Source organism: Chitinophaga pendula, from assembly GCF_020386615.1.
In the GTDB taxonomy this organism is placed as follows: domain Bacteria; phylum Bacteroidota; class Bacteroidia; order Chitinophagales; family Chitinophagaceae; genus Chitinophaga; species Chitinophaga pendula.
Genome location: NZ_CP077769.1, coordinates 3,816,225 through 3,841,388, shown reverse-complemented (window position 1 = coordinate 3,841,388; position 25,164 = coordinate 3,816,225). Strand labels below are relative to the sequence as shown.

Below are 25,164 nucleotides of genomic sequence, written 5' to 3'. Positions count from 1 at the left end.
CATCGCGATGAAGACTAAACAGATTCTATATACATTACTACTCGCCGCCGCCACAACAAGCGCCTGCAAAAAAGTCACCGGCGACGACTTCCTGGATAAAACAGACACCGGCACCATCGATCGCCAGAAAACCTTCGCAGACAGTGCCCTCACCATGCAGTTCCTCAATGGTGTATACCGGCAACTGTCATTCACCTACTTCATAGATAATGGCCTCTTCGGTGGCGGCATCTGGAGCTTCTCCGATGCCACCGACGACTCCGAAATACGCTGGTCAGGCAACACCGCCCAGACCGCACAGGCATACAATGGCGCCCAGTTCGCTGGCGTAGCCGACTTCTCCCGCATGCGCGCCGACCACTGGAACATCCCCTACGACTGCATCCGCCGCGCCAACATATTCCTCTCCAGCGTAGACAACGGCCCGCTGTCCGCCAGCCGCAAAGCCATGGCCAAAGCAGAAATACGCTTCCTCAGAGCATACTTCTACTTCCACCTCCTTCGCACCCACGGCGGCATCCCCCTCATCGGCGATCGCCTCTATGGCCTCGAAGATAAGTTCGACCAGCCGCGCGCCAGCTTCGAAGAATGCGTACAATACATCACCAAAGAACTCGACGACGCAGCTGCCATACTGCCGGTAGAACATACACCGGACAACTACGGCAGACCCACCAAAGGTGCCGCCATGGCAGTAAAAGCAAAATTGCTGCTCATGGCCGCCAGCCCCTTGTTCAATGGTGGCAACCTCGGCGCCTCCGGCGACCAGCAAAAACTACTGGGCTATAGCAACTTTGGCAACGAACGTTGGAAAACAGCCGCCGATGCCATGAAAGCAGTCATCGACATGGGCGCTTACGACCTCGTGGAAGATAATACCTCCCGCAAAGGAAATGGCTTCTATCTCACCTTCCTCCAACGCAAAAACCGCGAACATATATTCCAGGTAATGCAGGGGGCCAACCGCACCTTCGAAAACCTCCTGCTGCCCGCCTCCCGCGCCGGACAGACCTACTCCTTCCCTACACAACAACTCGTAGATGCATTCCCGATGGCCAATGGTAAACAACCGGATCAACAGGGTTCCGGCTACAATGAAGCTCAACCCTACCAGAACAGGGATCCGCGCTTCTACTTCACCGTCCTGTATAATGGCGCCTCCTGGCTCATGAGAGCCAGCAACCGCCAGGAACCCGTATGGTTGTACCAGTTCGCACCTCAGGATGGACTCAACACTAACAGCAACGCCACCCGCACCGGCTACCTGTGGCGCAAAATGATGGACGAAAATGCAGGGGGCAACTACGGTGTCGAACCCACTCGATGCCTCCCCGTCATCCGCTTCGCCGAAATATTACTGGGCTTCGCAGAAGCCGCCAATGAATACGAAGGCCCGACACCCGCAGTATATGATGCAGTAGAAAGAATACGCCGCCGCGCCGGATTGTCACCCTACCAGCTGCCAACAGGACTCAGCAAAGAACAAATGCGCGATGCCATCCGAAACGAAAGAAGAGTAGAACTGGCTTTCGAAGAAGGACATCGCTTCTTCGACCTCCTCCGCTGGAAAATGTTCGATAAACTCGTCAATGGCGATATGTATGGCATGCGCTGGACCAAAGTCAACGAAACCACCTTCACACCGCAACGATTCGTATTCGAAACACGCGTATTCAAAAGCCCGCAAATGTATTTCATGCCCATACCTCAAGCAGAAATTAACAAAGCACCCATGCTGACCCAAAACCCGGGCTGGTAAAGTCCGCATGGTCAACCGGTTTTATGCCGGAAAAGCAGCAATCGTTTGGTAGATAAAAGTTGATATGTCGCCCCGGTATTCATATCGGGGCCTCTCTTAAAAACTATAATACGTCCATTATATCATTCTAAAATGAAACCCATATGAAACATCTCATCTTCCAAAACGCCATGACCGGCGTATTAGCATTAAGCCTCCTCGCTTGCCAGAAAAATGTCAAAGAAGATGCGTTGTCCCCCAACGCCAGGATCGCCAGCAATGAACAATTACCGCCAGCACAAACAGAATGGACCCTCACAGAACGACCCACAGGACAGGCAGAGGCCAGCCGCCTCATCTTCTCACTCCGGACTGCCGACTTCGACCCGGTAGGCCTCCGCGCCACCGCCAATCAACCACTGCTGGTCAACGTCACACAGATCAGCGGTACTAACCTGCCACAGCTCATCGTCGGCAGCTACGACCGCGAAACCGTTACCACCTACAACCTGCAGCTAGGTACCAATACCATCAATAACACCAATGGCGGCGACCTCTATCTGCGATACGCCTCCGCAACACCCAACACCGCCAATAGGGTGAAAGTGACCTTCCAGAGTGGCTTCAAAACCATCCCGTTCTACGTACAGGGTACCACCACCCACCAGCAATGGATCGATATGCTCAGCGCCGATACCTCCTCACCTAATGCCATCCTCGTATCACAGCGTGCATTCATCACCGTATCGCAGGCCAAAGCCGAACAATATCAGTCCGAAAACCAGGATACCATACTCGCCTACATCGACCGCTCCCTCAAAGCTGAGGGCGATATCAGCGGCCTCGATAACAGCAGCCCTGTTCATGCCCCCCTGGATAATAAACTGATGATCGTAGAACGCAACAGCGGATACATGGATGCCACACACGAAGGCCGCGTTCGTATCGTCGGCACTTCCTTCAACCGCGTACTCGTCCCCGCACAGATCAGCGGCAACGGATGGGGCCTCTGGCACGAAATGGGACACCACCACCAAATGTGGAACTGGACCTTCGGCGCAGTAGGAGAAGTCAATCCAAACATCTATACCCTCGCCGCCAAAAGAATATTCCAGCCGGGCGCCAAAGGATTGAGCGCCTCCGACTGGACCGGCATCAAAAACTTCCTCGCACGCCCCGACAGCACCCGCGACTACACCGCTTCCAACGTCGCACTATATGTCCGCCTCGGCATCTATCAGCAACTATGGATGGCATTCGGGGACACCTTCTTTCATAACCTGCATAAACTCGTACGCGAAGAAAGACCGCAACCTGTCGGCAACGCCGAAGAAGAAATGAGAGTACTCATGTTATACGCCTGCCGCGCCAGCGGAAAAGACCTGGGCCAGTTCTTCAAAGACTGGGGCTTCAAAGTCAATACGTCTATCTATAACGAGATCACCGCCTTGCAACTTCCCGCACCGGCAGTGAACCCGTCCTCCTTAAGCGAATATTAACAAAATGACCGTGGCCAGCCACTAATAACGGCTGGCCACCTCCTTTACCAGCGGAAACCAATGAATCAATGAAATATATCTTTCTCTGGATCACCGGCATCCTCACACTCAGCACCGGCAGCAACACAATAGCGCAGTCCCGGCAAACAATGGCTTTCAACGATGACTGGCAATTCAGAAAAACCGCCGGCAACGACACCTCCTGGCACCTAGTCCACCTGCCGCATACCTGGAACAACATCGATATGCAGACTACCAAAGACTTCTACCAGGGCGAAGGCGTCTACCGCAAACAACTGCCGCCCAACCCAACCTGGAAGCACAAACGCATATTCCTCCGATTCGAAGGCGCCGGCAGCGTCGCACAGGTTTTCCTGAACGGACAAATGATCGGCTCCCACAAAGGTGCCTATGGCGCATTCGCGTGTGAACTGACCCACTCCCTCAAAGACTCCGCCGTAAATGAACTGCTGGTCAAAACCAACAACACCGCCCGACCCGATGTCATCCCCATCAATCACAACCTGTTCGGCGTATACGGCGGCCTCTATCGCCCCGTATCATTGATAGTAACAGCACCGCTGTCATTCGCCGTCAACGACTACGCAGCGCCGGGTGTCTTTATCCGCCAGCAGAACGTATCCGCAGCATCAGCAGATATTACCGTCACCGCCAAAGTCGACAACAAATATCCTCACAGCCGCCAGGCTATATTACAGACCGCCCTCTGCGATGCCGATGGCAACATCGTCAAAACAGTCGACTCCTCCATACAAATACTCCCGCAGGGAATGCAGGTCTTCCACCAACAGTTCCAACTCAACACCCCGCATCTCTGGAATGGCCTCAAAGACCCATACCTGTACAAAGTCATCGTCCGCATCCTCGAACATGGCCAGGTCATCGATGAAGTCCTCCGCCCCCTCGGAATACGGCACTTCGAGATCATCCCGGGAAAAGGCCTCTTCCTTAATCGACAACAACTACCTCTCAAAGGCGTCTGCCGCCACCAGGACTGGTGGGAGAGTGGCAGCGCCCTCACCAACGAACAACATGCCGCCGACCTCAATATCATCCGCGAAATGGGAGCCAACGCCGTCCGCCTCGCGCACTACCAACAGTCAGAATACCTCTATAGCAAAGCCGATAGCATCGGCCTCGTCATCTGGGCCGAAATACCTTTCGTCAATGCCGTCAGCGGCCAGGAAACTGACAACGCCAAACAACAACTAACAGAACTCATCCGCCAGAATTATCACCACCCGTCCATCTATGTCTGGGGGCTTCATAACGAAGTCTATGACCGAAATCCTGGTGGATTCGTCAATACCCTCACCGCCGCATTACACAACCTCGCCAAATCAGAAGACCCCGACCGATACACCGTCAGCGTCAACGGATATGGCAAAATGGAACGTTTCGAAAACAGGAACGCGGACATACAGGGCATGAACCGCTACTACGGCTGGTACGAAGGCAAAACAACCGACCTCGAACAGTGGATCACCGGCCTCAAAAGTAACTTCCCCGAATACAACGTCATCCTCTCAGAATACGGCGCCGAAGGCAACATCTTCCAGCAGACAGAAACACCGCCGGCAACATTCAATCCTGTCAATGGTCAGTATTTCCCCGAACAACTGGAAACCCGCTTCCACGAAACACAATGGGGCATCCTCGCCAAACATCCATACCTGCTGGGCAGCTACCTGTGGAACATGTTCGACTTCGCCGTACCCCTATGGAACCGCGGTGGCATCCCCGCCCGCAACCTCAAAGGTCTCGTTACCTTCGATCGCAAAGTGAAAAAAGATGCCTTCTACTGGTATAAAGCCAACTGGAGCGATACCCCCGTACTCTATATCAGCGATCGCAGACTGACACAACGCACAGCACCACAAACAGACATCACCGTCTATAGCAACATCGGTCAGCCACATCTCACCATCAACGGCCGCCGCATCACCGATTTCAAACAAGGAACCACCGCCGTGCATTATATATTCACACAGGCTTCCTTACGCAAAGGACAAAATAAAGTACAGGTCAAAGTAATACACAACGGAAAAGAATACACGGACAACGTAATTTGGACATTGCAATAAAATTGTAGGATATGTATAGATATGGTAAATGGTTGATCATAGGGGCAATTTCACTGGCCACCACAGTCAAAGTACATGCCCAGCAACAAGAACACAAAGAGTTAAAATACGGCGCGCAATACACCGGCAAACGCCAGGATGCCGCCATGGACCGGTTCCGCTATAATCGCTTCGGACAGTTCATACATTGGGGCCTGTATGCCATCCCCGGTGGCGTATGGCAGGGGAAAACATACGCCTACGCCGCCGAATTCCTGAAATCTAGCGCAAAAATACCCTCCGCCACCTGGGACTCCCTCATGTATCAGTTCAACCCCCGCCGGTTCGATCCGAAAACCTGGGCCCGCATGGCCCGGCAAATGGGCGTGAAATACATGACCATCACCACTAAACACCACGAAGGATTCTGCCTCTGGCCGTCTCAATACACCAGCTTCAATATCAGCAACGCGCCGTATAAAAAAGATATCCTCAAAGAAATAGTGGATGCCTACACCGCCGAAGGTATCGACGTACACTTCTACTATTCCGTCCTCGACTGGCATCATCCCGACTGGCGCTACGACATCAAAAGCAATGCCGATAGCGTAGCCTTTCGCCGCTACCTGGACTTCGCCTACAACCAGCTCAAAGAACTCGCTACCAACTACCCGGCCGTTAAATGTTTCTGGTTCGATGGTACCTGGGACAACAGCGTGAAGAAAAATGGCTGGTGGACACTCGAAGTAGAAAAAATGCTCAAACAAGTAAGACCAGGCATGATCGTCAACAGCCGCCTGCGGGCAGATGACAATGGCAACCGCCATAAAGATGCCAACGGCAACATGATGGGCGACTATGCCTCCGGATACGAACGCCGGCTGCCAGATCCCATCAGGGATACCGACGTACTCAAAACAGATTGGGAAGCCTGCATGACCATCCCCGAAAACCAATGGGGATACCACCGCGATTGGAGCCTCAGTTACGTCAAAACACCGGCCGAACTACTGGAAATGTTAGCCAGCGCTACCTCCATGAGTGGCAACTTCCTGCTCAACTTCGGCCCGCAGGGAGATGGCGCCATCCGTCCCGAAGAACAACGCATCGCCACTACCATCGGCAACTGGATGAAAATAAATGGAGAAGCCATATACGGTGGCTACCACGCCAACAGCTGGAAAAAACAAGATTGGGGATACTACATCGCACACGATAACAACAAACTGTATCTCGTAGTGTGTAACCAACCACTTTCCGGATTGCTGAAAATACAAACACCACCAAAGACAAACATCAAAAAAGCCTACCTGCTCTCACATCCCTCCCGGCAGCTACGCATCACAGAAACACAAAAAAACCAGTATAATATAAGTACCGGCAACCCCCGTCCCGGCCTCCCGTACGTGATCATACTGGAACTGTCCGATGACGCAGGGAACAACAGCCGCCAGTACCAGGAAGCGAAAACATAAAGCACAAATTCCCCTTTTCATCCCCCTCAAAACGGACAACCCGGTTTCATCAAATATTTAACCGCATTCGGCCGATTCCTCCCTCTCCTTTAATATACCTACTGTAACTTGCCCTTGCAAGCGGAAAAAAGATAAAGGCGCCGGCACCAACACCGGCGCCTTTTAGTGATAAGGAACCACTTCCCACCGCATAACACTGAAGTAATTTTGACAGTATGGAAACGTCTGCTAAGGCCCGCGGCGCGCTGGGCTTTATATTTATTACCCTCTTCCTCGATGTAATGGGCCTCGGCATCATTATCCCGGTATTCCCCAAATTGATCGAACGGCTCATTCATGGCGATCTGAGCGCTGCCTCCCGCTGGTCAGGCCTGCTCATCTTCGTATATGCAATAGCACAGTTCATCTTTGCGCCCGTCCTGGGCAACCTCAGCGACCGCTATGGCCGCCGGCCCGTATTACTTTGCTCCCTGCTGGGCTTCGGACTGGACTATATCTTCATGGCCTTCGCACCTACCATCGGCTGGCTCTTCGTGAGCCGCCTGCTGGCAGGTATCACCGGCGCCAGCTTTACCACCGCTTCCGCCTATATCGCCGATATAAGCACCCCCGAAAAAAGAGCGCAGAACTTCGGACTCATCGGTGCCGCCTTCGGCCTCGGCTTCATCTTCGGCCCCGTCATCGGCGGCGTATTGGTACAGTTCGGAGATAAAGTCCCCTTCCTCACCGCCGCCAGCCTCACCTTGCTCAACGTGCTGTACGGATTTTTTATCCTACCCGAATCACTGCCCCTCACCAATAGAAGAGCCTTCGACTGGAAACGCGCTAACCCCGTTGGCGCCCTCATGCAGCTGAAGAAATACCCGGCCGTTTATGGCCTCCTGATCACCCTCATCACCTTCTATATGGCCAGCACCGGCATACAAAGCACCTGGACCTACTACTGCATGGCCAAATTCAATTGGAACGAAACATGGGTAGGCTACTCCCTCGGCTTCAGCGGCCTCATGACCGCATTCGTACAGCTGGTAGTGATCCGGATCGCCCTGCCCAAACTAGGACAGGAAAAAAGCGTATACCTGGGACTAACCATCATTTCTATCGGCCTCTTCCTCCTCGGAATGGCAGCAGAAGGCTGGATGATGTTCGCCATCCTCGTACCATACGCCTTCGGTAACATCGCCGGCCCCGCACTCTCCAGCTTCATCACCGGACAAGTCCCTCCCAACGAACAGGGCGAACTCCAGGGTGCCCTCACCAGCCTGATGAGCGCCACCGGCATCATATCCCCGCTCATCATGACCAACCTGTTCGCCTACTTCACACAAAAAGGAGCGCCCGTACACTTCCCCGGAGCTCCCTTCGTACTCTGTAGTATACTCGTAGCAATAGGTCTCCTTTTCGCCAGAAGAAGTATGGGCCGCGTAAATGCTTGACGACAAAAAGCCGCACTGTCCGCCCTTTTGTCTACCTTTGCGGTTTGATGTTCAAAGCGCACGCATGAAATTCGAGCAATACCATATATCTCCGGAAATTAAAAGAAGCCTGGAAGATCTGGGATTCAAACGGCCTACAGATATACAATTCAAAGCCATCCCGTCTATCCTCAAAGGCGATGACGTAATGGCCATCGCACAAACAGGGACCGGCAAAACAGCCGCTTTCGCCATCCCCGTACTCCACATACTGCAGCGCCTGCATCCCAAAAAAACAAAAGGAGAGGTGAGATGCCTCGTCATGGTACCCACCCGCGAACTGGCTATCCAGATAGCCGAAGTGTTCTCCACCCTCGCCAAATATACCCGCCTTAGCATACTAGGCCTCCATGGCGGCGTCGAACAGGAACCCCAGATACAACAACTGCGCAAAGGCGTCGATGTCCTCATCGCCACCCCAGGCAGAATGTTCGACCTCGTCAGCCAACAACATATAGACCTCAGCCAGACCGGTATCCTCATCCTCGATGAAGCCGACCACATGCTCGACCTGGGATTTATCAAAGATATCCGCGACGTACTCAGACACCTGCCCAGACAACACCAGACCTTGTTCTTCTCCGCGACCATCGATACAGATATCAAAGACCTGGCCTACTCCGTAGTGAGAAATCCAATACGTATCCAGATATCCCCCCAGGATCCCGTATCCAAAAATGTCAGCCACGCCGTAGCCTTCGTCGAAATGGATGACAAACGTTTCTTCCTCGAACGCCTCGTCCGCGAATTCCCGGAAAATAAAATATTGGTGTTCGTCCGCACCAAAGTCCGCGCAGAAAGAGTGCACGCCGCCATGCAAAGGGTAGGGGTTCCCACCATCACCATGCACGGCGGTAAAGAACAGAACGACCGCCTCCAGGTCATGGAACAGTTCAAAACAGGTGCCGTCAAAATACTCATCGCAACAGATGTCAGCGCCCGCGGGATCGACATCCCCAACGTCGACTATGTAGTCAACTATGACCTGCCCGACGTGGAAGAAAATTACGTACACCGCGTAGGCCGCACCGGCCGCGGCGTGCAGAAAGGACAGGCCGTCTCCTTCTGCAGCAAAGAAGAAGAACCCATCCTCAAAGCCATCGAAACTTATATCGGCAAACCCATCACCGAAATGAAGATCGATAAAAATGACTACCGCGAAACCATCGCCTTCTCAGAAGATATTCCCAACGATAACTGGCAACTCCTCATCGACCAGCACGAAGCTTCCCTCAAAGAAGCCAAAAAGAAAAAAAAGAAGAAATAAAACACCAACCTCCCGGAATTAATACAATCGGAAAATATAGCGCCCGCTGCCAGATCATCCTATCTTCACATACCTCATCGGCATATCTATAGCTGACAGCGGGCGCACCGCAAATCCAACCCTTTATTCAATAGCGTGTAGCTCTGCCATGCCGGCATAACCACCGGCGCTGGTCTTAATAATGTTAAACTTGAAATAGGAGGCCGTCACCGGCGACAAAAATCGAACATACTTGACGTCTGGTGAAGATGCAGAAGAACGGTTTGATGTGCGGGTACCAGAATAGCGGCCCTCCAGCTTCCATTCCTTGCCATCATTGCTGGAAAATATTTCCATATTGATAAAATCACCAGGCAAGTATTGATAACTGGGAACGATCGAAAACCCTTTAATGGTACTTACATGCCCCATATTTAATACCACCCAGGCCGGCAGATTAATGTCTGAATGCCACGAAGTGGCATTATTATCATCAAGTATCCGGGTAACATCATAACCACCCAAACTGGCGCCAGCACTAACTTGCCAACTGGAACGGTTTGCTGTAATTCCGGTTGGGCGGGCATTTGTGGGGTCTATATTGTTAACGAATACACCTAATGTTACATACACGACCCTGCCTGCACTATCTGCCGGTGGAGTATCTGGCTGATTGTCAGCCGCTAGCTCCAATGGAAGCAAATAATTCGCTCCAGGAGTGAACTTCGACAAATCAGTAAGTTCAAGTTGGATACTGTCAGATGATATGGCTTGGCCAGCCGGAATATTGAACGAGGCCTTTGCAAGCTGGTATGATCCTGAGGGAAAAACCTGGTACCTCGTACCATTCACTTCATTATAGGAAGACACTAAGGCTCCATTCGCCTGTACATTGGCCGTTAATGCCCGGTTAATAGCCAGGTTAAGCCTGCCTTGAAGATACACCATGCTGGCTCCGCTAGTAACACCATTGACGCTTTGCAACAGGATACTCACAACATTTTTGCCCGCCAGACTTGTTATACTGGTCGCAACACTACTCACAGGTATCTTCACAAACATTATCTGACGTGTGCCGCTTACAAGAATGCCATCGCTGGCAGTAGTCAGCACTACCGGTACCACGTAATTATTTGTACCAGCCTTCAATTTAGTTGGATCAGCTAATTGCACAAGAACAGAATCCCCCGATTGCGTTTGCCCAGTTTTGATGGTCACCTTTCCATTGTTCACAATCCTGAAGGTCCCCGGCGATAACACCGGAGATGGCACCGCCGGTTTATAAATACTATCGTATTGCGCAACCAGCGATGCATCTATACGGGCCGTCACCTCCACATTCCTTTCAAATGCACGGGACAATAATACAGGGAAACCAGCGTCTTTTGCTGCCAGAATCGTACTGCGCAGAACCTTTATGCTGTCAACAGCAAGAATGTTATAGGCGCTGTTGCCCGCAGGAACGTATGCCAGCAGATCCTTGGTGTTTAAATGGTCATTTTTACGACAGCTGGCGATAAGTATAGGGATAAAAAGATAGGTTAGATAAAGATGATGTATGGATAAATTGAACTTCATGTTTTTTCATTTGAGTTTTTTAAAAGCTAATGCCCCGCAATGCTAGTTGCATCTTACGTTAGTCACCCAAGTAACATTCCGCTGAGCAACAGCATCATGCTTATTGCCGCTGAGATCAAAGGCGGTGTTCCCGGTACCTTCATTCAACTTCCAGTAAGCGACTAATCCGGGACTAGCAGGATTCACACCACACATACCGTCTTGTATCTCCGCTTGTGTCAGCGCTTTGGACCACACACGACATTCGCTGATAAGCCCATCGAGTAACCTTCCATCCGCAGAATAGCCTAAATGAAATCCCCCTGCCCATGTGTTCGTTAGGTCTATCGTCCTGCTGACGCTCTCCTGTACAGCAAGTACACCATCGACATAAATCCGCTGCACTGAACCATCGTATGTCGACGCAATATGATACCATCGGCCCGTAGCAAAAGAGGTAGGTACCGTAAGTGGTTTTCCTCCTGCTTGCTGAAGTTGGTCCTTACTTATAGTCACATCACCAAAGCGTAATAAATAAGTTTCCTCAATACCCATAAGAGAACTGATGAAAGGACTGTGGTCATCAAAATTGTTGACCAGTACTCTCGCCTCGTAGCTAATAGCCCGCATATTTTTAAGCTGATCATTGTTCTTGGAAAAATCACATTTGAAGTAATTCTCCGTAATACTCGCTACCGTAGAACGGATCACTTTATTAATTATAATAAAGATAGTTTTCGATGATGCCAGCACTTTTTCTCCTCCGGAAACATGCGAGATCGTAACCGGGACCATATAAGATACACCCTCCTGCAAACCCTGGTTTGAGCGCATCGTAAAGGCTACAGCATCGGATATATGCGTACCGCTTTTGATAATTACGGTACCTTTCGAAAGACTGTATAGATCTGAGGGCGGTGCTTTGTAATTCTTTCGGTTGGCCTGATTGTATGCCGCAATCAATGTAGTATCTATAGCAAGTTGTACCGTAATGTCATTACTTGCCAACCCGGATGACGTAATGCTGATCGCTGTGCTCGATGCCGATTGGTCTACAGTTAATGCCGTGGATGAGTTAGTTTCTGTACCGGTAATGAATAACGCATCGCTATACGTTTCCTTCTTGCAGGAAAATATCCCGGTAGCCAGCAACAGCATAATTACAATAGGAATAATCTGTTTCATACTATGTCGGATTAGGTAAGTGGAATTATTTCGCGGCCGGATTCATGATCTGGATGGCCTGTCTCATGTACATATAAGGCATCGACGGATTGGAATATTCATATTCAAGATGATAAGCCGCTATACCTCCTTTTCGCCCGGTCGGAGGTTGCCACCTTGCAAAGGCTGCCAGTAAGCCTCCATCTCTCCATAAAGACTCAAAGTTTTCACCTATAATACATTGCTCTATGGGCATGCCAGGTACCTGTCGCTTCAAACGATTCAGCGCGCCGGTAGCCGTTCCGCCTTGTGGAGAATAGTTCTGTAACACGTAATAACTAAGCAGCGGGATAGACCTGGAATCAAGTGTCTCAACAAAGGAGTCTACAATTAATAGCTTGTCAGTACCCGATTTCGGCCCCAGATATTTTGATACGGCCAGCAGAAACAAATGAAATTTTGCGGGATCCGTCAGATATCCGGATGGTTCAAAATCAAAATCAAAACCATCCAAACTATACTTCTCAACAGAATCTGCCACCGCTTTCGCAGCTAGTTCCATTCCGCGCATCAAAAGGGCTTCGTCCCCCTTCGTATATTTCTCTATAAAATCTTTGTCCACATTGGTAAGAAAATGATCGCCTACAATAGAACAAGTCACTACTCTCGTACCTTTGTTTTTCTGCATGTTCCGCATAGCTTCCATATGTGGCGTTCCCAGCTGAGGCGGACCTCCCCAACAACTAATAATATCTATGCTGTCCGGCAGGCTTTCCCACCGGTTCATCATCATAGCCGTTTTCCCGTCGCCACCACTCCCTCCAAACCATCCGTACGATAACTGATGACTGCTCTTCTTATATGCCCTTAAGTTAGATAAGTATTCCGCTGTAGGAACAACGGGATGCTGCAAAGGGATCGGGCCGGGTTCATTTTGTTTCTTACAAGCCGAGCCGGGTATTAACACCGCAAATAGGATAAATACGAAAAGAGGTATGATTGCTTTCATGTAATGTTTTTTTAGTAATCAATGTCAACAAGGAGCATTAGCGCCTTCTATCCCACCAAAGAGGCGTACCTCCATTATCAGGGCCACCCAGCAACGATACACCGGCTGACACGTTAGTAGAATTATTCCGGTATTCACTTTGAGGAAAAGGACTTCGCCTTACCTGCAAGGATGTGCTAATCTGACCATTACTCAGGTTATTGGCAGCCGGAATAGGAATGACCTTCGGGTAGCCCGTCCTTCTGAATTCACTCCAGGCTTCCAGCCCGTCCGGATACAGCGAGATCCATTTCTGTGTGATGATCCTCTCCAGGTTTTCCTCAAAACTAGCTGCACTATTCCACCTGATCGTAATAGTAGAAGGAGCAGCTGCATTATTCCCGCTGTTCAAAGGGTCCACATAGGGAGCTGGCGTGCTGACGCCGTCACTTAGATAAGCGCTGGCATCTCCCGCTGCACGCTGAGTTCCTCCCAACGGTTGACCAAAGGCCAGTCTTACCCCTTGCTCATATAGACTCCCGGCCATACCGCCCATATTCCATCCCCGCAATGCACCTTCTGCCCGCAGGAAATACACCTCTCCCGCTCCCATCCATTGTATAGGCGTTGCTGCCGTAACATTGAGCGTGGAAAAAGGACTGTATGCCTGCCCGTTAAAACGACTACCATTTCTGATGCCATGATAATCACCAGATAAACTACCCGTACCTTGATTGAAAAGAAGACCTATCCGTGGATCCTTATACCCTTTCAAATAAGACTCCATCGTCGCTCCCATACGCGTGTCGTTATAAGAATAACATATCATGTATAGAGGATTGATAGTGCTGTTACCATCCGTCAGCAAACGCGCATTGTCATCATTACTATCCAGTACGCCTCCACTCACAGCCTGCTCCGCATACAATCTCGCTTTACCGGCATCAGCTCTCACAATACGCATGGCCAGCCTCAACTTGAGCGAATTGCCAAATTTCACCCAGCGGGAAAGATTGCCCCGATAGATCAGATCGTACGGTGCCAGCGATGGAGATGACTGTTGCTGCGTAATCTGAATAGTTTTATTCAAAGTCGCTATAGCACTGTCAAGCTCCGCAAAAAAAGAGGCATAGATCACTTCCTGCGAATTGTAAGGAACCGATGTCGCAGGGACAAAGTTGAGATAAGGCAACGGCCCATATATGTCTGAAAGACGATGCATAGCCAGCACCTTCATTATCTGTGCAACCGCATAAGTACTATTCGCACCTGCTCCGACTTTAGCAGCGCTTTGTTTAATATTGTACCATGGCGCCATCTCATTCTGAAATGTATAGGCGAAAGCCGAACCGTACCACTCCGGAGTCATCGAATAAGTCGTATTGTTAACGCCATTATTACCAAACGCATTGGAAGCCCCCTGATGACCAGAATAAATATCTCCCATAAGACTGTGCATCAATTGATACGCATTCACATCTGCATTCTCTGCCAGGTTCTGCGAAGGAATCATCTTTACCTGCATCTGGGAGATAAGACTTCCAAGCCGGAGATTATCGTAATTGAGATCACCATCCGTAGCTCCATTACGGTCGGTATTGTACAACTCGTAGTTTTTTGTACACGAAGTGTTATGCAGTAGGCTGATACCACAAAAAATATATAAAATGAATCTTTTCATAACCAGTTTTTTGAATTGTTCCAATACCAGGGCATTACAGACTGGCTTTTACGCTAAAGCCAAAACTTCTCAGGCTGGGTGCCATAAAATAATCAATGCCTTGGAAGTAAGTACCTGTAGAGGCCGTGTTCTCCGGATCAAAAGGCGCTTTGTTGTAAAACATAAACAGATTACGGCCTATCAGCGAAAGGGTCAGTTCCCTTAGCTTATGCTTGAAAATGACAGTCGGCAAACTATAACTCAGCGAGGCCTCCCGCAATCTGGCATTCGTCGCACTATATACATATTGCGACAATACCCCTGTCCCAAGACCCACCGTTTGGTAATACCTCTTAGCATCTACACTATAACCGTTGATCAGCACACTTTGATTGTCTCTGGCATCCGCACTGGCCTTCGAAACACCATATCCGTCCATAATCGCCTGCGTAGACGAAACCACCCGGCCCCCGATACGCCAATCGATCAGAAAATTGAATTGGAAATTACCATAACTGATCCCGTTCCGGAAAGACACTTTGTACAATGGATTCGGATTGCCTGCATAAATAAGCTGTTTGTTATTGACCTGTACCATCCCACCGGTAGTATTATTGATAAGGATGTAGCCGTGAGGATCCGTCATCAGACTGTTCACATAAATATCACCAATAGCACTTCCTAATACTGCGGCAGAAGATGCCGAGCCTATCCCCGCCATATACATAGTGTCCGAAGTCTCAAGCAATCTCCCCGTAAAAGGATTGACAGCGTTGCCTGCTAATTCCAATATCCTGTTCCTGTTCATCGTAAAGGTTACACCGGAATTAAACCTGACCACACCTACAGCGCCATTGTAGCTCAGTGAAGCTTCTATGCCTTTATTCTGTACATTCCCCGCATTAATGAAATAATTGGCGAATCCACTCCCGCCGGGCGCAGTAAACGTAAATATCTGGTTAAAAGTATTAGCCTTGTAAACTGTAACATCCAGACTAAGCTTGTTAGCCAGGAAATTAGCAGTGATACCTGCCTCATAGGACTTCGTCCTTTCAGGTAACAGATTAAAGGGAAGATCCCTGTTTAAACTGGGGCCCGAAACACTTACCTCATATGGCGGATTGGCCATGAAAAGTAACGGTGGATTGCCCACCTCGCTATAGGATCCTCTTATCTTTAGAAATGAAAATATATTTTTGGGTAACTGCAATAGGTCACTGGCAATCACCGATAAACCGGCAGAAGGATAAAAAAGAGACCGCTTGTTACCGCTATTGTTCGCCAGCTGCGAAGGCCATTCATTACGCGCAGAAAGGTTCAGGTAAACTAGCTGCTTATAATCCGTCTGCGCCGTCGCATACACTGATTGAGTTTGCGTAATATCTGGCTGGCTGCCGGGCTGGGGCTGCGGAATAATATTAGTAGAACTGAATAAGTTAGGCACTTTAGACAACGGCGCTCCATCCCCTCCAAGCGCATTGCCGCTAAGTCGAAACCTGTTATCAAGTAAACTGGCTCCTGCATTTGCCGTTAATCCAACATTACCAAAAGACTTTTCAATGCTAACCAGCATGTCCGCATACGTATTCCGCGTAGTGGCAGTTAGATCGAGATAAGATCCGTTGAGGGAATTCGCAGTAAGTAATGGTAATGTAGAAGCATAGTTCTTTACTTCATTACGGTTAGCACTATGATCCGCTCTAACCCTCGCCATTAACGTCAACCAGCTAAGCGCCCGGTAGGTAAGGTTGGCGCCAAGAATATACCGCTCCTTATCGATCGTACTGAAATCTCGGTTAATCGTCCAGTATGGATTCTGCATCGCCATATTCTGAGTGCCGTAGGAAGCAGGCCAGAACTGCGTCTTGAAATTCCTGTCAGGATTATACCGCTCGAAAACCTTATATTTCTCAATATCATCACCGCGCGGAAAAAGATAAATAGGTACCAGCGGATTAAGATACTGCCCCTGAGACCGCATGTTCTGATTTTTGGACCGCACGTACATCGCAGTAATATCCAGTGTCAGTTTGTTGTCGAGATAATAAGTGGTATTGCGGAGCGTCAGATTATAACGGTCAAATGTATTGTTAGGAATAATACCCTTTGCATTGGACGTTGCCGCCGAAAGATAAGTCTGGTTTTTGGCATTGCCGGTCGCCAAACTTATACTGTTGGAAACATTCATGCCTGTCTCAAAAAAATCTGCCGGATCATAACTACTGGGAATCGCCAGCTTCTGACCCCAGCTGTCAAAACTCCCCGGAGCAGATGTACCATAGGTATTTTGGAACGCAGGTAGTACAAAAGGCTTGTAGAAATTAGTAGCATTGGAAAAGCTAATACGCGTACCAGTACTACTCCCTTTTTTGGTATTGATCAGCAAAGCACCATTGGCCGCCATGCCGCCGTACAATGCAGCTGAAGCAGCTCCCGTCAGCACGGACATACTGGCAATATCTTCAGCGTTAAAATCAGAAATACCTTCGCCTCCATCTTTCCCCCCATATACACCATTCGTCGTTACACTCGATGAAGAGAACAGGTTAGGAAGAGGAATACCATCCAGTACATAAAGCGCATTATTATTCCCTGTAGCACTGAGAGACTTATCGCCTCGCATTACAACCCTGGTAGAACCACCAATACCGGATGCACTGCTGTTGATCGTAATGCCAGCTACCTTTCCGGCTAACGCGTTCACAAAACTGGCATCAGGCACACGGCTGATCTCCTCGCCTTTTACCTCCTGTACATGATAGGTAAGCGCTTTGGTTGTTTTACGGATACCGAGCGCAGTAACCACCACTTGTTCCATAACATTACTGGCAGCACTCAGCATAATATCCAGCGGTGCTTCCGACGTAATCGTCACTTCTTTCCGTATATAACCGACAAAGGAAATAACCAATACATCGCCAATAGCTGCATTGATGGTAAAGGCACCAGTAGCATTTGTTACAACCCCCTTTCGGAGCGTGCCGTCGCTGTTCTTGATCGCCACTGAAGCACCAGGCAATGGTATACCCGAAGAATCCTTTACAATACCCTTAATAACAGCTAATCGTAAATACGAAGCGCCTTCAGAAGAAATAGGAGTCCGCTGCACCGCCTTCTGGGTAATAGAAATCGTAGTACCCTGTACCTGGAAATCAAATGGCTGGCCGGAAAGAACCTGTTCCAGCGCTTGCTCCAGCGGCAGATGCTTAACGTCTACCGTTACAGGAACACTATTCGCAATCTCCCGGTTGTCGTAAAAAAAGAAGTAGCCGGTTTGCTTCTTGAACTCCCTGAAGACTTGCTTTAAATTCACAGACGTAGCTGCATAGGTAACCCTTTGAGAATAGGCTGCAGCAGAGACCTGCAACGTGATTGCTAATAGTGAAATCGAAAATAACTTCATAATTAACAATGTTTTAAATGTTTGTTTTTTGATAATCCAACGTGGATGTGGAAACTTGTGGCAATGAACAGTAAAACGCATATTTTTGCATTGTTCGGGTGGAATAAGCAATACCTGTTTAGACCTGAACATCAATGAAAACCGGGTAGGCTTCGAATCTCGCCCGGTTTTTCATTAGTAGTAGGCCCGTATGTTGTGTTGATGTTATGGAACTATAGTGATCAGTTTCTCATGTTCGATCCTGTAATTGATCCTGTTCTTAGTTAATAGCTGTAACACCTGATCAAGGCTCAGGTTTCGGCCTATTTCACCGGTAAACTCTCGGACGGGAATATCTCCTTCGTATCTTACTTCTATATCATACCATCTCGCCAGCTGACGCATAACCGCAGGAACATCTGCATTGACAAATGAAAAGGCTCCAGCCTTCCATGCCATTACCTGTGAAAGGTCTATATCTTTTTTTATACGCAGCGAGGCGCCACGGACTTGGGCCTGCTGGCCAGGCGCCAGCAGATATGCCTGGCCATTGTTCACTATTCTTACAGAGCCCTCCAGCAAAGTAGTCTGGATATCCGCTTCGTTAGCATATGCATTGATGTTAAAATGTGTACCCAGCACTTGTATCTCCATCATCTCATTTATCTTTATGCGGAAAGGTGCCTGCCCATTCTGAGCAACTTCGAAATAAGCCTCTCCACTTACTTCTACTAACCGTTCCTTATTAGTAAACATGACAGGATATCTGAGGCTGCTGGCCGCATTGAGCCATACTTTTGTGCCGTCCGGAAGGATCAGCTGGTACTGTCGGCCGTTAGGTGTCTTGGTCGTATTATATAACAACGCGACATTTTCGTCAGCTGCCTGCAGATCATAGGCTAGTTGACCGTGACTAAGCCGTATAGCCGTATTACCCTGCATCGCTACAGTCCCGTCACCAAGGCTGTCAAGCATCACTTCCCGGCCGTCTGATAAGGTAAGAATAGCCCCATTGTGTCCGGGCATTACCTCCCTGGAAAATCTTCGGATATCCGTAGTAGCCCGGGGCGTATCAGCCCTATTTAGCCACCATGCCATGCCACCGCCTGCAAGAAACAATAAAAATGCTGCAGCATATCGTAACCAACGCCTCCGTTGCCGGATTTTGACCGGCCCTAAAACCGGCGCCTCCGGAACGTCGGCAGATAGAATTGCTCTCAATACATCCTCCGGCGCCTGCCTTTGTAAATGAGGTGGAATAGGAAAGGATTTCAGCTCATCTCTAAAAATTGTCCCGTTCTCCTGATCATTCGAAGTATCCTCAATGTAACGGAACAACTCCGCTACCTCTGCTAGTGTAGCAGTTTCAGCTATATATTGCCGCCATAGGTATTTTATACGATCAGACATCATAAGCGTGTAAAGTAAAGACGCCGGCCTTATCAAAATGTACCAATGGAATTTTGATTTTTTTTAAAAAAAGATGATCAGGCAGATCAGTATATATATATCATCTTGTGACAGTATATAGGAACGGATATCGCTAACAGCAAGTGTAAGGTGATTCCTGACAGTATTCTTCGTTAAATCAAGCATTTCAGCAATCTGGTGGTAACTCAGCCCGTCCTTGTACCGGAGCTGGTAAATACGCCGCCTTTGTTGCGGAAGATGATTCACCGCTTCTTCCAGTAATTGGTGTAAGCGTTCTTTCTGATTGACTTCAGTGGTGGCATCGCTCTCTGATAGCAATTCCTGCTGCAATAGATATTGCGCTTTTGATTCCCTTTCGTGTCTGCGTATCCTGTCAAGACATCTGTTAGCGACAAGACGGTAAAGATAGTCAGTCGGTGAAATTACACCTTTCAAATTCGCACGCTGAGTCCAGATGCTGAGAAAAACACCCTGAACGATTTCCTCTGCCCAAAATTCAGACTTCAGAAACTTATAAGCATTCCAGAACATTTCAGGATAATACTTCTTGAAAAAGATAGTAAATGCTGCCTCATCTCCCGCTGAAATGTCGGCAAACAGTTGTTGGTTGATATATTTTGCATTTGCGCTCACCCGAATTGATAGTGCCCCGATGAAAGTAAGAAATAAGTACCCCGAAAGTAAAAGTAATAAATTAGTATTAATTTTAAATCAATGAATATTCCGTCTGACGGGTGATGAAATACCTTGTTTATATCTCTGCGCGAAGTTGGCCGCAAAAAAACACCAACTTCCCGGAATTAATACAATTTATTCCGTGAAATTTATAAGATACATCAACAACAGACCCCGTACCTTTGTCAGAACATAGGTAAACATTTGTTGGAACTTACGTGGATATAAAACGATGCGGACCACCCGGCAACACAAATCCTCGATACATACACTACTTTTGCCACAGGATCAATCAATGCCACTTGAACCTTACAGCAAAATTGGACTTTTAAAACATTTCGTTCGAAAAAAAGAAATTATTCTGCCGGGAATGTCTATTTTTGTGGCGACGTGAACGTACTCCACCGCAATGACAATTACCAAAGACGAAATCATAAAGTCGGAGATCGTAGCAGAAGCAGGTAAACTGTTCCGCCACTACGGCCTCAGCAAAACGACCATGGAAGATATCGCCAATGCCGTTGGTAAAGGGAAAAGTACGCTATACTACTACTACCGCAATAAAGAAGATATCTTCGACGCCGTCATCAGACACGAAAAAGATATCGTCTTCCGCAATATCCAGGAAGAAGTAGCAAACGCCGGCTCCGCCTCGGAAAAACTCGAAGCATTCGCCAAAACCCGCATGCGGGAACTGAAAAAAATGACCAACCTCTATAAGGTCGTACTCAGAGAAATGGCCGTCTGTAACGAACTGGAAAAAAACATCCGCCAACGATATGCCCACCTGGAAGCAGAATTGCTCAAAAGCATCCTCCAATACGGCATCGTCACCGGAGAGTTCAAAAACATTCCACCCTCCGATATGGATACCCTCGTATTCCTCCTGGCAAGTGCCCAGCATGGCGTAGAAATAGCGCTTATTGTCAATGATAAAGTAGACGAGATGTCAGAAAAAATGGACTACCTCATCGATCTGTATCTAAACGGGATCAAAAAAAAGTGATCACCACGCCGTTGGCAATAAAACGCTCTTTTTTTATACCTCATTTTAGACTAAAAAACGAAATTGTTCTAATTTTTAAAGAAAACAAAACAATCGTCTGACAATATTGAAGTTATGTTATACTAACAGTGTAACAGTTGTAGGTTTAGGTAAACAGCCGGAGTATTTCTATTCCGGCTTTTTTTTCCCATCACACCCCATATCCCTCAGCAATAACTGCATCCTTCCGCAAAAAAATCCCTGCTATCATCGGTTAAAATAACGTAGAAATACTTATGGTTAATCAATACACACACAATAACTTAGCAGCCGGAGCAGCAGTCGGCTGGCAATCGTAACTGTCCCTTTCAAACGGCCCCCGCATAGGCCCCCAAAACAAACTGTTGATGCTATAAACCTATCTCAATGTTAACCAATAGTAATAGTATCTTACCAAAGGTTGCTTTGCTGTTATTGTCGCTACCGCTTATACTGATACCTGCTTGCAACTCCTACATCATACGCCCCCGTATCGATGGTGTCGTCCTCGATGCAGATACCCGCAAACCCATCCCCGCCGCCAACGTCCGAAATCGCTATAACGACCCAGTGGCCACCGCAGACGACAGCGGCCGATTCTCCGTACCCCTCATCACAGAAGGCCACCTCACCTGGCCCCGCAAAAAAGCCGTCATCCACCCCAATGAAAACATCCTCATCATCTCCTCCAACGGATTCATCAACGACACCATAGACTATAAACAAGATACCCTCCACGCTAGCTGGGCCCTCGTAAAACTCGATACCATCCTCCTCAAAAGAAGATCATAATCCCCCTCGTAAACCAAATTGATTATCGCAGTGTTAATCGCTGAGACGATCTCCCCGTTAACAGCCGGTGCCGGCAAATGCAACCGGAACAACAGTTAACGCCTGTATCTTTACATCGATCAACCCAAAAAAACCATATCACCCCAGAAATGAAAACAGCTGATAGGAATATCCGGGAAAAGAACTACATCGTCCGGACCTTCGAAACCATTAAAAATATCGGTACCAGCGAAATAAAAGATGAAGCCCTCGCCGCCAATGTCATGATGACAAACACCCTCAGCTTCACATTCGGCGCCCTGCTCCTTATCCTCGCTCCCGTCGTAATACTCCTCACACAAAAAGCTTCCGTATTCATCGCCCTCTCCGTCGAATTCATCGTCAACGCACTCGTACTGGTACTCAACCACCACCGCCGGCACACACTCGCCAGCCTCGTACTATACTTCCTGCAAACCATCGTTATCATCTACTTCGGCATACTGTTCGGCAAACAGGTCCAACTCCTGTTCATGCTCACATTCCTTATATTTATCAACTACCTCATCTTCTCCAACCGGTGGATCAGGTGGATAGGCTTCCTCTTCGCCCTCGCCACCCTCTGCCTCCTCCGCATCGCATACGCAGCAGAATGGTTCACCCCCATCCCACTTACACACACCATCGCCGGCATCATAGAAACACTCATCATCGTCGTCGTCCTCGTCGTAGCCATCGTATGCGTCAGCAAACCCTATGAAGAAAATATCCGCAATAACCTCGTCCTCAAAAGAGCCAACGAATTCAAACGGATCTTCGTCTCCCAGGTCACCCACGAAATACGAACCCCACTCTCCAGCATATACGCCATCGCACAACTGCTCAAAAAAGAGTGTAAACAAAACCCCCATCTCAATGAAGCCGAATCCCTCATCAACCAGCAACTGGTCGCCTGCAACAATGCACGCATCATCATCAACAACGTACTCGACTTCGCCCTCATAGAATCCGGACACATGGAAACCCCCGATGAAGAAAATATCATCTTGCAGGAATTCATGGAAAAAGTAATAGCCGTCAATAAAGTCATCGCCCACACCAGGAACATCAACCTGCAACTATCCATAGAACACATGCCCGAGATCATCAAAACCGATCCCCTCAAACTCTCCCAGATCCTCACCAACCTGCTGGTCAATGCCATCAAATATGGAGAAAAAGAAAGCACCGTCACCGTCAGCATACTGGGTAGCTTCGATCATTGGCTCATCCAGGTATCCAACCAGGGCCCCGATATCCCCCCGGAAAAACAACAGGCCATCTTCGAACCCTATGTCACCGACAAGGGTAAATACGTAGAAGGCACCGGCCTCGGCCTCTCCATCGTGAAAAGTAAGGTAGAAACCCTCAGCGGCCAGGTCTCCGTCGAAAGTCGCGACCACCTCACCACCTTCACCGTCATACTCCCCCTCGAAGAAGGACGCCTGCAAGACGTAGTCAGGGAAGAAACACCGGCATCAAACACCGCCGTCCTCAACGGCCTGCACATCCTGCTGGCAGAAGATAACGAACTGTACGCCAAACTGGTCGCCCGCTTCCTCCGCAAAATAGGCTGCCTCGTCACCATCGCCGCCAACGGCGCCGAAGCCATCCGCCAAATGACCATCCGTACTCCCGACATCATCCTCATGGACGCACAAATGCCGGAAATGGACGGCCTCGAAGCACTGACCCATATCAGAGCCTCCTCACAATACCAGCACATACCAGTCATCATCGCCAGCGCCAATACCTTCACTAACGCACAGGATGCCTTTATGAACGCCGGCGCCGATGCCTTTATCGAAAAACCAGTCAACTTCGCCGAACTACAACAACTATTGCACCGCTACGCCAGCCAGGATATCTCACCAACCGCCCGCAACGTCAGATAAAAGCAATGATCAAAAGGTTGAAACATGCCAGCCACGTAAATACCTGGTATGTCTTGTGATCCGCCGCCGGATGCCGGTACCACCATATCCGGAAGGCAACCAGCCAGTTTAACAACAACTCCGCCACCAGGATGCACATCCCCGTCACGCTGCCCGATAACTCATGCAAAGAAGCATTGGTATACATTACCAGCAGGAATAGGAGAGGAGAGAACAAACAAAAATGAATACCCAGCATCAACCGCGCCGCCGGATCGCCCACCACTATCGGCAACGTCCTGCGATGCAACAGCCGGTCCCCTTCCTGGTCCCGCAGATCCTGCACCTGGAAAGAAATCCCCTGCCAGATACAAAACGTAGCAATATAAAGCCATACAGGAGACGACAACCGCTGCACGATCTGCCACTGCGCACAGTCCAGCACAAATGCCCCCAGACTCATCCCCAACAGGTTCTTCGTCGCCCAGTGCTGGCTCCAACCCATATTATTTAGACAATACGTGATCACCTGCCACGCTATCGTAAACCACAATACCCCCAATACTACACCCACCAACAAATACAGCAGGTTACCCACCACCTGCCGCCGGTACATCCCCCGCACACAGATCAACCCCGATGGCAAAGGCCGGTCTGGCTTGTTTAACCGGTCCTCCTCCACAGAATGAACCTGGTTCGACAAACAAAAAGTATACAACGACAACCCCATATGGAGCAGCGTACCACATAAATACAAAGGCAACAAGGCCAACGACCGGCCGCTGTCCTGCCACGACAACAATACCAGTACAAGCCCGGGTAATAACGTCGTGGAAAGATCCCGGTAAATAAATAACCAGGTTAACTGTACCTCTCTCTGCAAATAGTACAGCCATGGAGTGCGGATAGACTGTGACATGACTTTAGGGGTTGATAGGTAAAACAAACAACTAAGCGCCAGGCAATGAAGGTGGTCGTCCTGCTCAAAAATACGCGCGTCCGGTCGATTCGGTTGTAAAAGCTAAATTGGACAAGCCGGTATGAAAATAAGTAGCAGTCCCCCCTCATCCCCCCCAAATCTT

Annotated in this window: 17 protein-coding genes; 9 read left to right on the top strand and 8 right to left on the bottom strand. The window is 49.0% G+C overall.

Going from position 1 to position 25,164, the window contains the following annotated elements:
* Positions 1–7: 7 nt before the first annotated feature.
* From KTO58_RS13580 to KTO58_RS13555, 6 genes are all read left to right on the top strand, one after another.
* A complete protein-coding gene (locus KTO58_RS13580) occupies positions 8–1,759 on the top strand; it encodes a RagB/SusD family nutrient uptake outer membrane protein (RefSeq protein ID WP_095838854.1) in 1,752 nt (583 codons plus the stop codon).
* Between the two features lie 143 nt (positions 1,760–1,902).
* A complete protein-coding gene (locus KTO58_RS13575; RefSeq protein WP_095838855.1) occupies positions 1,903–3,237 on the top strand; it encodes a M60 family metallopeptidase in 1,335 nt (444 codons plus the stop codon).
* Positions 3,238–3,305: 68 nt separating this feature from the next.
* Positions 3,306–5,342, top strand: coding sequence for a glycoside hydrolase family 2 protein (locus KTO58_RS13570; protein ID WP_095838856.1), 2,037 nt, complete (start codon positions 3,306–3,308; stop codon positions 5,340–5,342).
* 11 nt (positions 5,343–5,353) lie between these two features.
* On the top strand, positions 5,354–6,796 hold the full coding sequence (locus tag KTO58_RS13565) for an alpha-L-fucosidase (RefSeq protein WP_095838857.1): 1,443 nt from the start codon (positions 5,354–5,356) through the stop codon (positions 6,794–6,796).
* A 215-nt stretch (positions 6,797–7,011) separates the two neighbouring features.
* The gene (locus KTO58_RS13560; protein WP_095838858.1) at positions 7,012–8,232 is read left to right on the top strand and encodes a TCR/Tet family MFS transporter; all 1,221 of its coding nucleotides are present in this window, start codon (positions 7,012–7,014) and stop codon (positions 8,230–8,232) included.
* Between the two features lie 64 nt (positions 8,233–8,296).
* Positions 8,297–9,538 carry a DEAD/DEAH box helicase gene (locus KTO58_RS13555; protein WP_095838859.1) on the top strand — a complete coding sequence of 414 codons (1,242 nt, stop codon included), beginning with the start codon at positions 8,297–8,299 and terminating at the stop codon, positions 9,536–9,538.
* 123 nt (positions 9,539–9,661) lie between these two features.
* Here the strand turns inward: KTO58_RS13555 and KTO58_RS13550 are convergent, their stop codons facing one another.
* The 7 genes from KTO58_RS13550 to KTO58_RS13520 all read right to left on the bottom strand — a co-directional run bounded on the left by KTO58_RS13550 (position 9,662) and on the right by KTO58_RS13520 (position 20,332).
* Positions 9,662–11,095 carry a BT_3987 domain-containing protein gene (locus KTO58_RS13550; RefSeq protein ID WP_095838860.1) on the bottom strand — a complete coding sequence of 478 codons (1,434 nt, stop codon included), beginning with the start codon at positions 11,093–11,095 and terminating at the stop codon, positions 9,662–9,664.
* A 42-nt stretch (positions 11,096–11,137) separates the two neighbouring features.
* A complete protein-coding gene (locus KTO58_RS13545; RefSeq protein ID WP_095838861.1) occupies positions 11,138–12,259 on the bottom strand; it encodes a DUF1735 and LamG domain-containing protein in 1,122 nt (373 codons plus the stop codon).
* Positions 12,260–12,284: 25 nt separating this feature from the next.
* The gene (locus KTO58_RS13540) at positions 12,285–13,247 is read right to left on the bottom strand and encodes a glycoside hydrolase family 18 (protein WP_095838862.1); all 963 of its coding nucleotides are present in this window, start codon (positions 13,245–13,247) and stop codon (positions 12,285–12,287) included.
* Between the two features lie 37 nt (positions 13,248–13,284).
* Positions 13,285–14,907: a RagB/SusD family nutrient uptake outer membrane protein gene (locus KTO58_RS13535; protein ID WP_095841571.1), complete on the bottom strand. Its 1,623-nt coding sequence runs from the start codon at positions 14,905–14,907 to the stop codon at positions 13,285–13,287.
* Positions 14,908–14,941: 34 nt separating this feature from the next.
* Positions 14,942–18,289 (bottom strand): SusC/RagA family TonB-linked outer membrane protein, encoded by a 3,348-nt coding sequence (locus KTO58_RS13530; RefSeq protein WP_198314909.1) that lies wholly within the window; start codon positions 18,287–18,289, stop codon positions 14,942–14,944.
* Positions 18,290–18,493: 204 nt separating this feature from the next.
* A complete protein-coding gene (locus KTO58_RS13525; RefSeq protein WP_198314910.1) occupies positions 18,494–19,678 on the bottom strand; it encodes a FecR family protein in 1,185 nt (394 codons plus the stop codon).
* 63 nt (positions 19,679–19,741) lie between these two features.
* On the bottom strand, positions 19,742–20,332 hold the full coding sequence (locus tag KTO58_RS13520) for an RNA polymerase sigma factor (protein WP_157752974.1): 591 nt from the start codon (positions 20,330–20,332) through the stop codon (positions 19,742–19,744).
* 451 nt (positions 20,333–20,783) lie between these two features.
* Here KTO58_RS13520 and KTO58_RS13515 point away from each other — a divergent pair, with 451 nt between their 5' ends.
* The 3 genes from KTO58_RS13515 (at position 20,784) to KTO58_RS13505 (ending at position 24,103) form a co-directional block, all read left to right on the top strand.
* Entirely contained in the window at positions 20,784–21,380 is a 597-nt protein-coding gene (locus tag KTO58_RS13515; protein ID WP_095838866.1) for a TetR/AcrR family transcriptional regulator, read from the top strand.
* Between the two features lie 405 nt (positions 21,381–21,785).
* Positions 21,786–22,190: a peptidase associated/transthyretin-like domain-containing protein gene (locus tag KTO58_RS13510; protein WP_157752975.1), complete on the top strand. Its 405-nt coding sequence runs from the start codon at positions 21,786–21,788 to the stop codon at positions 22,188–22,190.
* 149 nt (positions 22,191–22,339) lie between these two features.
* Complete coding sequence (locus tag KTO58_RS13505; protein WP_198314911.1) at positions 22,340–24,103, top strand: ATP-binding response regulator; 1,764 nt, start codon at positions 22,340–22,342, stop codon at positions 24,101–24,103.
* Here KTO58_RS13505 and KTO58_RS13500 read toward each other — a convergent pair.
* Positions 24,096–25,001, bottom strand: coding sequence for a UbiA family prenyltransferase (locus KTO58_RS13500; protein ID WP_095838869.1), 906 nt, complete (start codon positions 24,999–25,001; stop codon positions 24,096–24,098). The genes KTO58_RS13505 and KTO58_RS13500 overlap by 8 nt on opposite strands.
* Positions 25,002–25,164 lie beyond the last annotated feature (163 nt).

Coding starts and splice junctions, on each gene's coding strand:
- KTO58_RS13580 (WP_095838854.1), top strand. CDS start 8: ATGAAGACTAAACAGATTCTATATACATTACTACTCGCCGCCGCCACA.
- KTO58_RS13575 (WP_095838855.1), top strand. CDS start 1,903: ATGAAACATCTCATCTTCCAAAACGCCATGACCGGCGTATTAGCATTA.
- KTO58_RS13570 (WP_095838856.1), top strand. CDS start 3,306: ATGAAATATATCTTTCTCTGGATCACCGGCATCCTCACACTCAGCACC.
- KTO58_RS13565 (WP_095838857.1), top strand. CDS start 5,354: ATGTATAGATATGGTAAATGGTTGATCATAGGGGCAATTTCACTGGCC.
- KTO58_RS13560 (WP_095838858.1), top strand. CDS start 7,012: ATGGAAACGTCTGCTAAGGCCCGCGGCGCGCTGGGCTTTATATTTATT.
- KTO58_RS13555 (WP_095838859.1), top strand. CDS start 8,297: ATGAAATTCGAGCAATACCATATATCTCCGGAAATTAAAAGAAGCCTG.
- KTO58_RS13550 (WP_095838860.1), bottom strand. CDS start 11,095: ATGAAGTTCAATTTATCCATACATCATCTTTATCTAACCTATCTTTTT.
- KTO58_RS13545 (WP_095838861.1), bottom strand. CDS start 12,259: ATGAAACAGATTATTCCTATTGTAATTATGCTGTTGCTGGCTACCGGG.
- KTO58_RS13540 (WP_095838862.1), bottom strand. CDS start 13,247: ATGAAAGCAATCATACCTCTTTTCGTATTTATCCTATTTGCGGTGTTA.
- KTO58_RS13535 (WP_095841571.1), bottom strand. CDS start 14,907: ATGAAAAGATTCATTTTATATATTTTTTGTGGTATCAGCCTACTGCAT.
- KTO58_RS13530 (WP_198314909.1), bottom strand. CDS start 18,289: ATGAAGTTATTTTCGATTTCACTATTAGCAATCACGTTGCAGGTCTCT.
- KTO58_RS13525 (WP_198314910.1), bottom strand. CDS start 19,678: ATGTCTGATCGTATAAAATACCTATGGCGGCAATATATAGCTGAAACT.
- KTO58_RS13515 (WP_095838866.1), top strand. CDS start 20,784: ATGACAATTACCAAAGACGAAATCATAAAGTCGGAGATCGTAGCAGAA.
- KTO58_RS13510 (WP_157752975.1), top strand. CDS start 21,786: ATGTTAACCAATAGTAATAGTATCTTACCAAAGGTTGCTTTGCTGTTA.
- KTO58_RS13505 (WP_198314911.1), top strand. CDS start 22,340: ATGAAAACAGCTGATAGGAATATCCGGGAAAAGAACTACATCGTCCGG.
- KTO58_RS13500 (WP_095838869.1), bottom strand. CDS start 25,001: ATGTCACAGTCTATCCGCACTCCATGGCTGTACTATTTGCAGAGAGAG.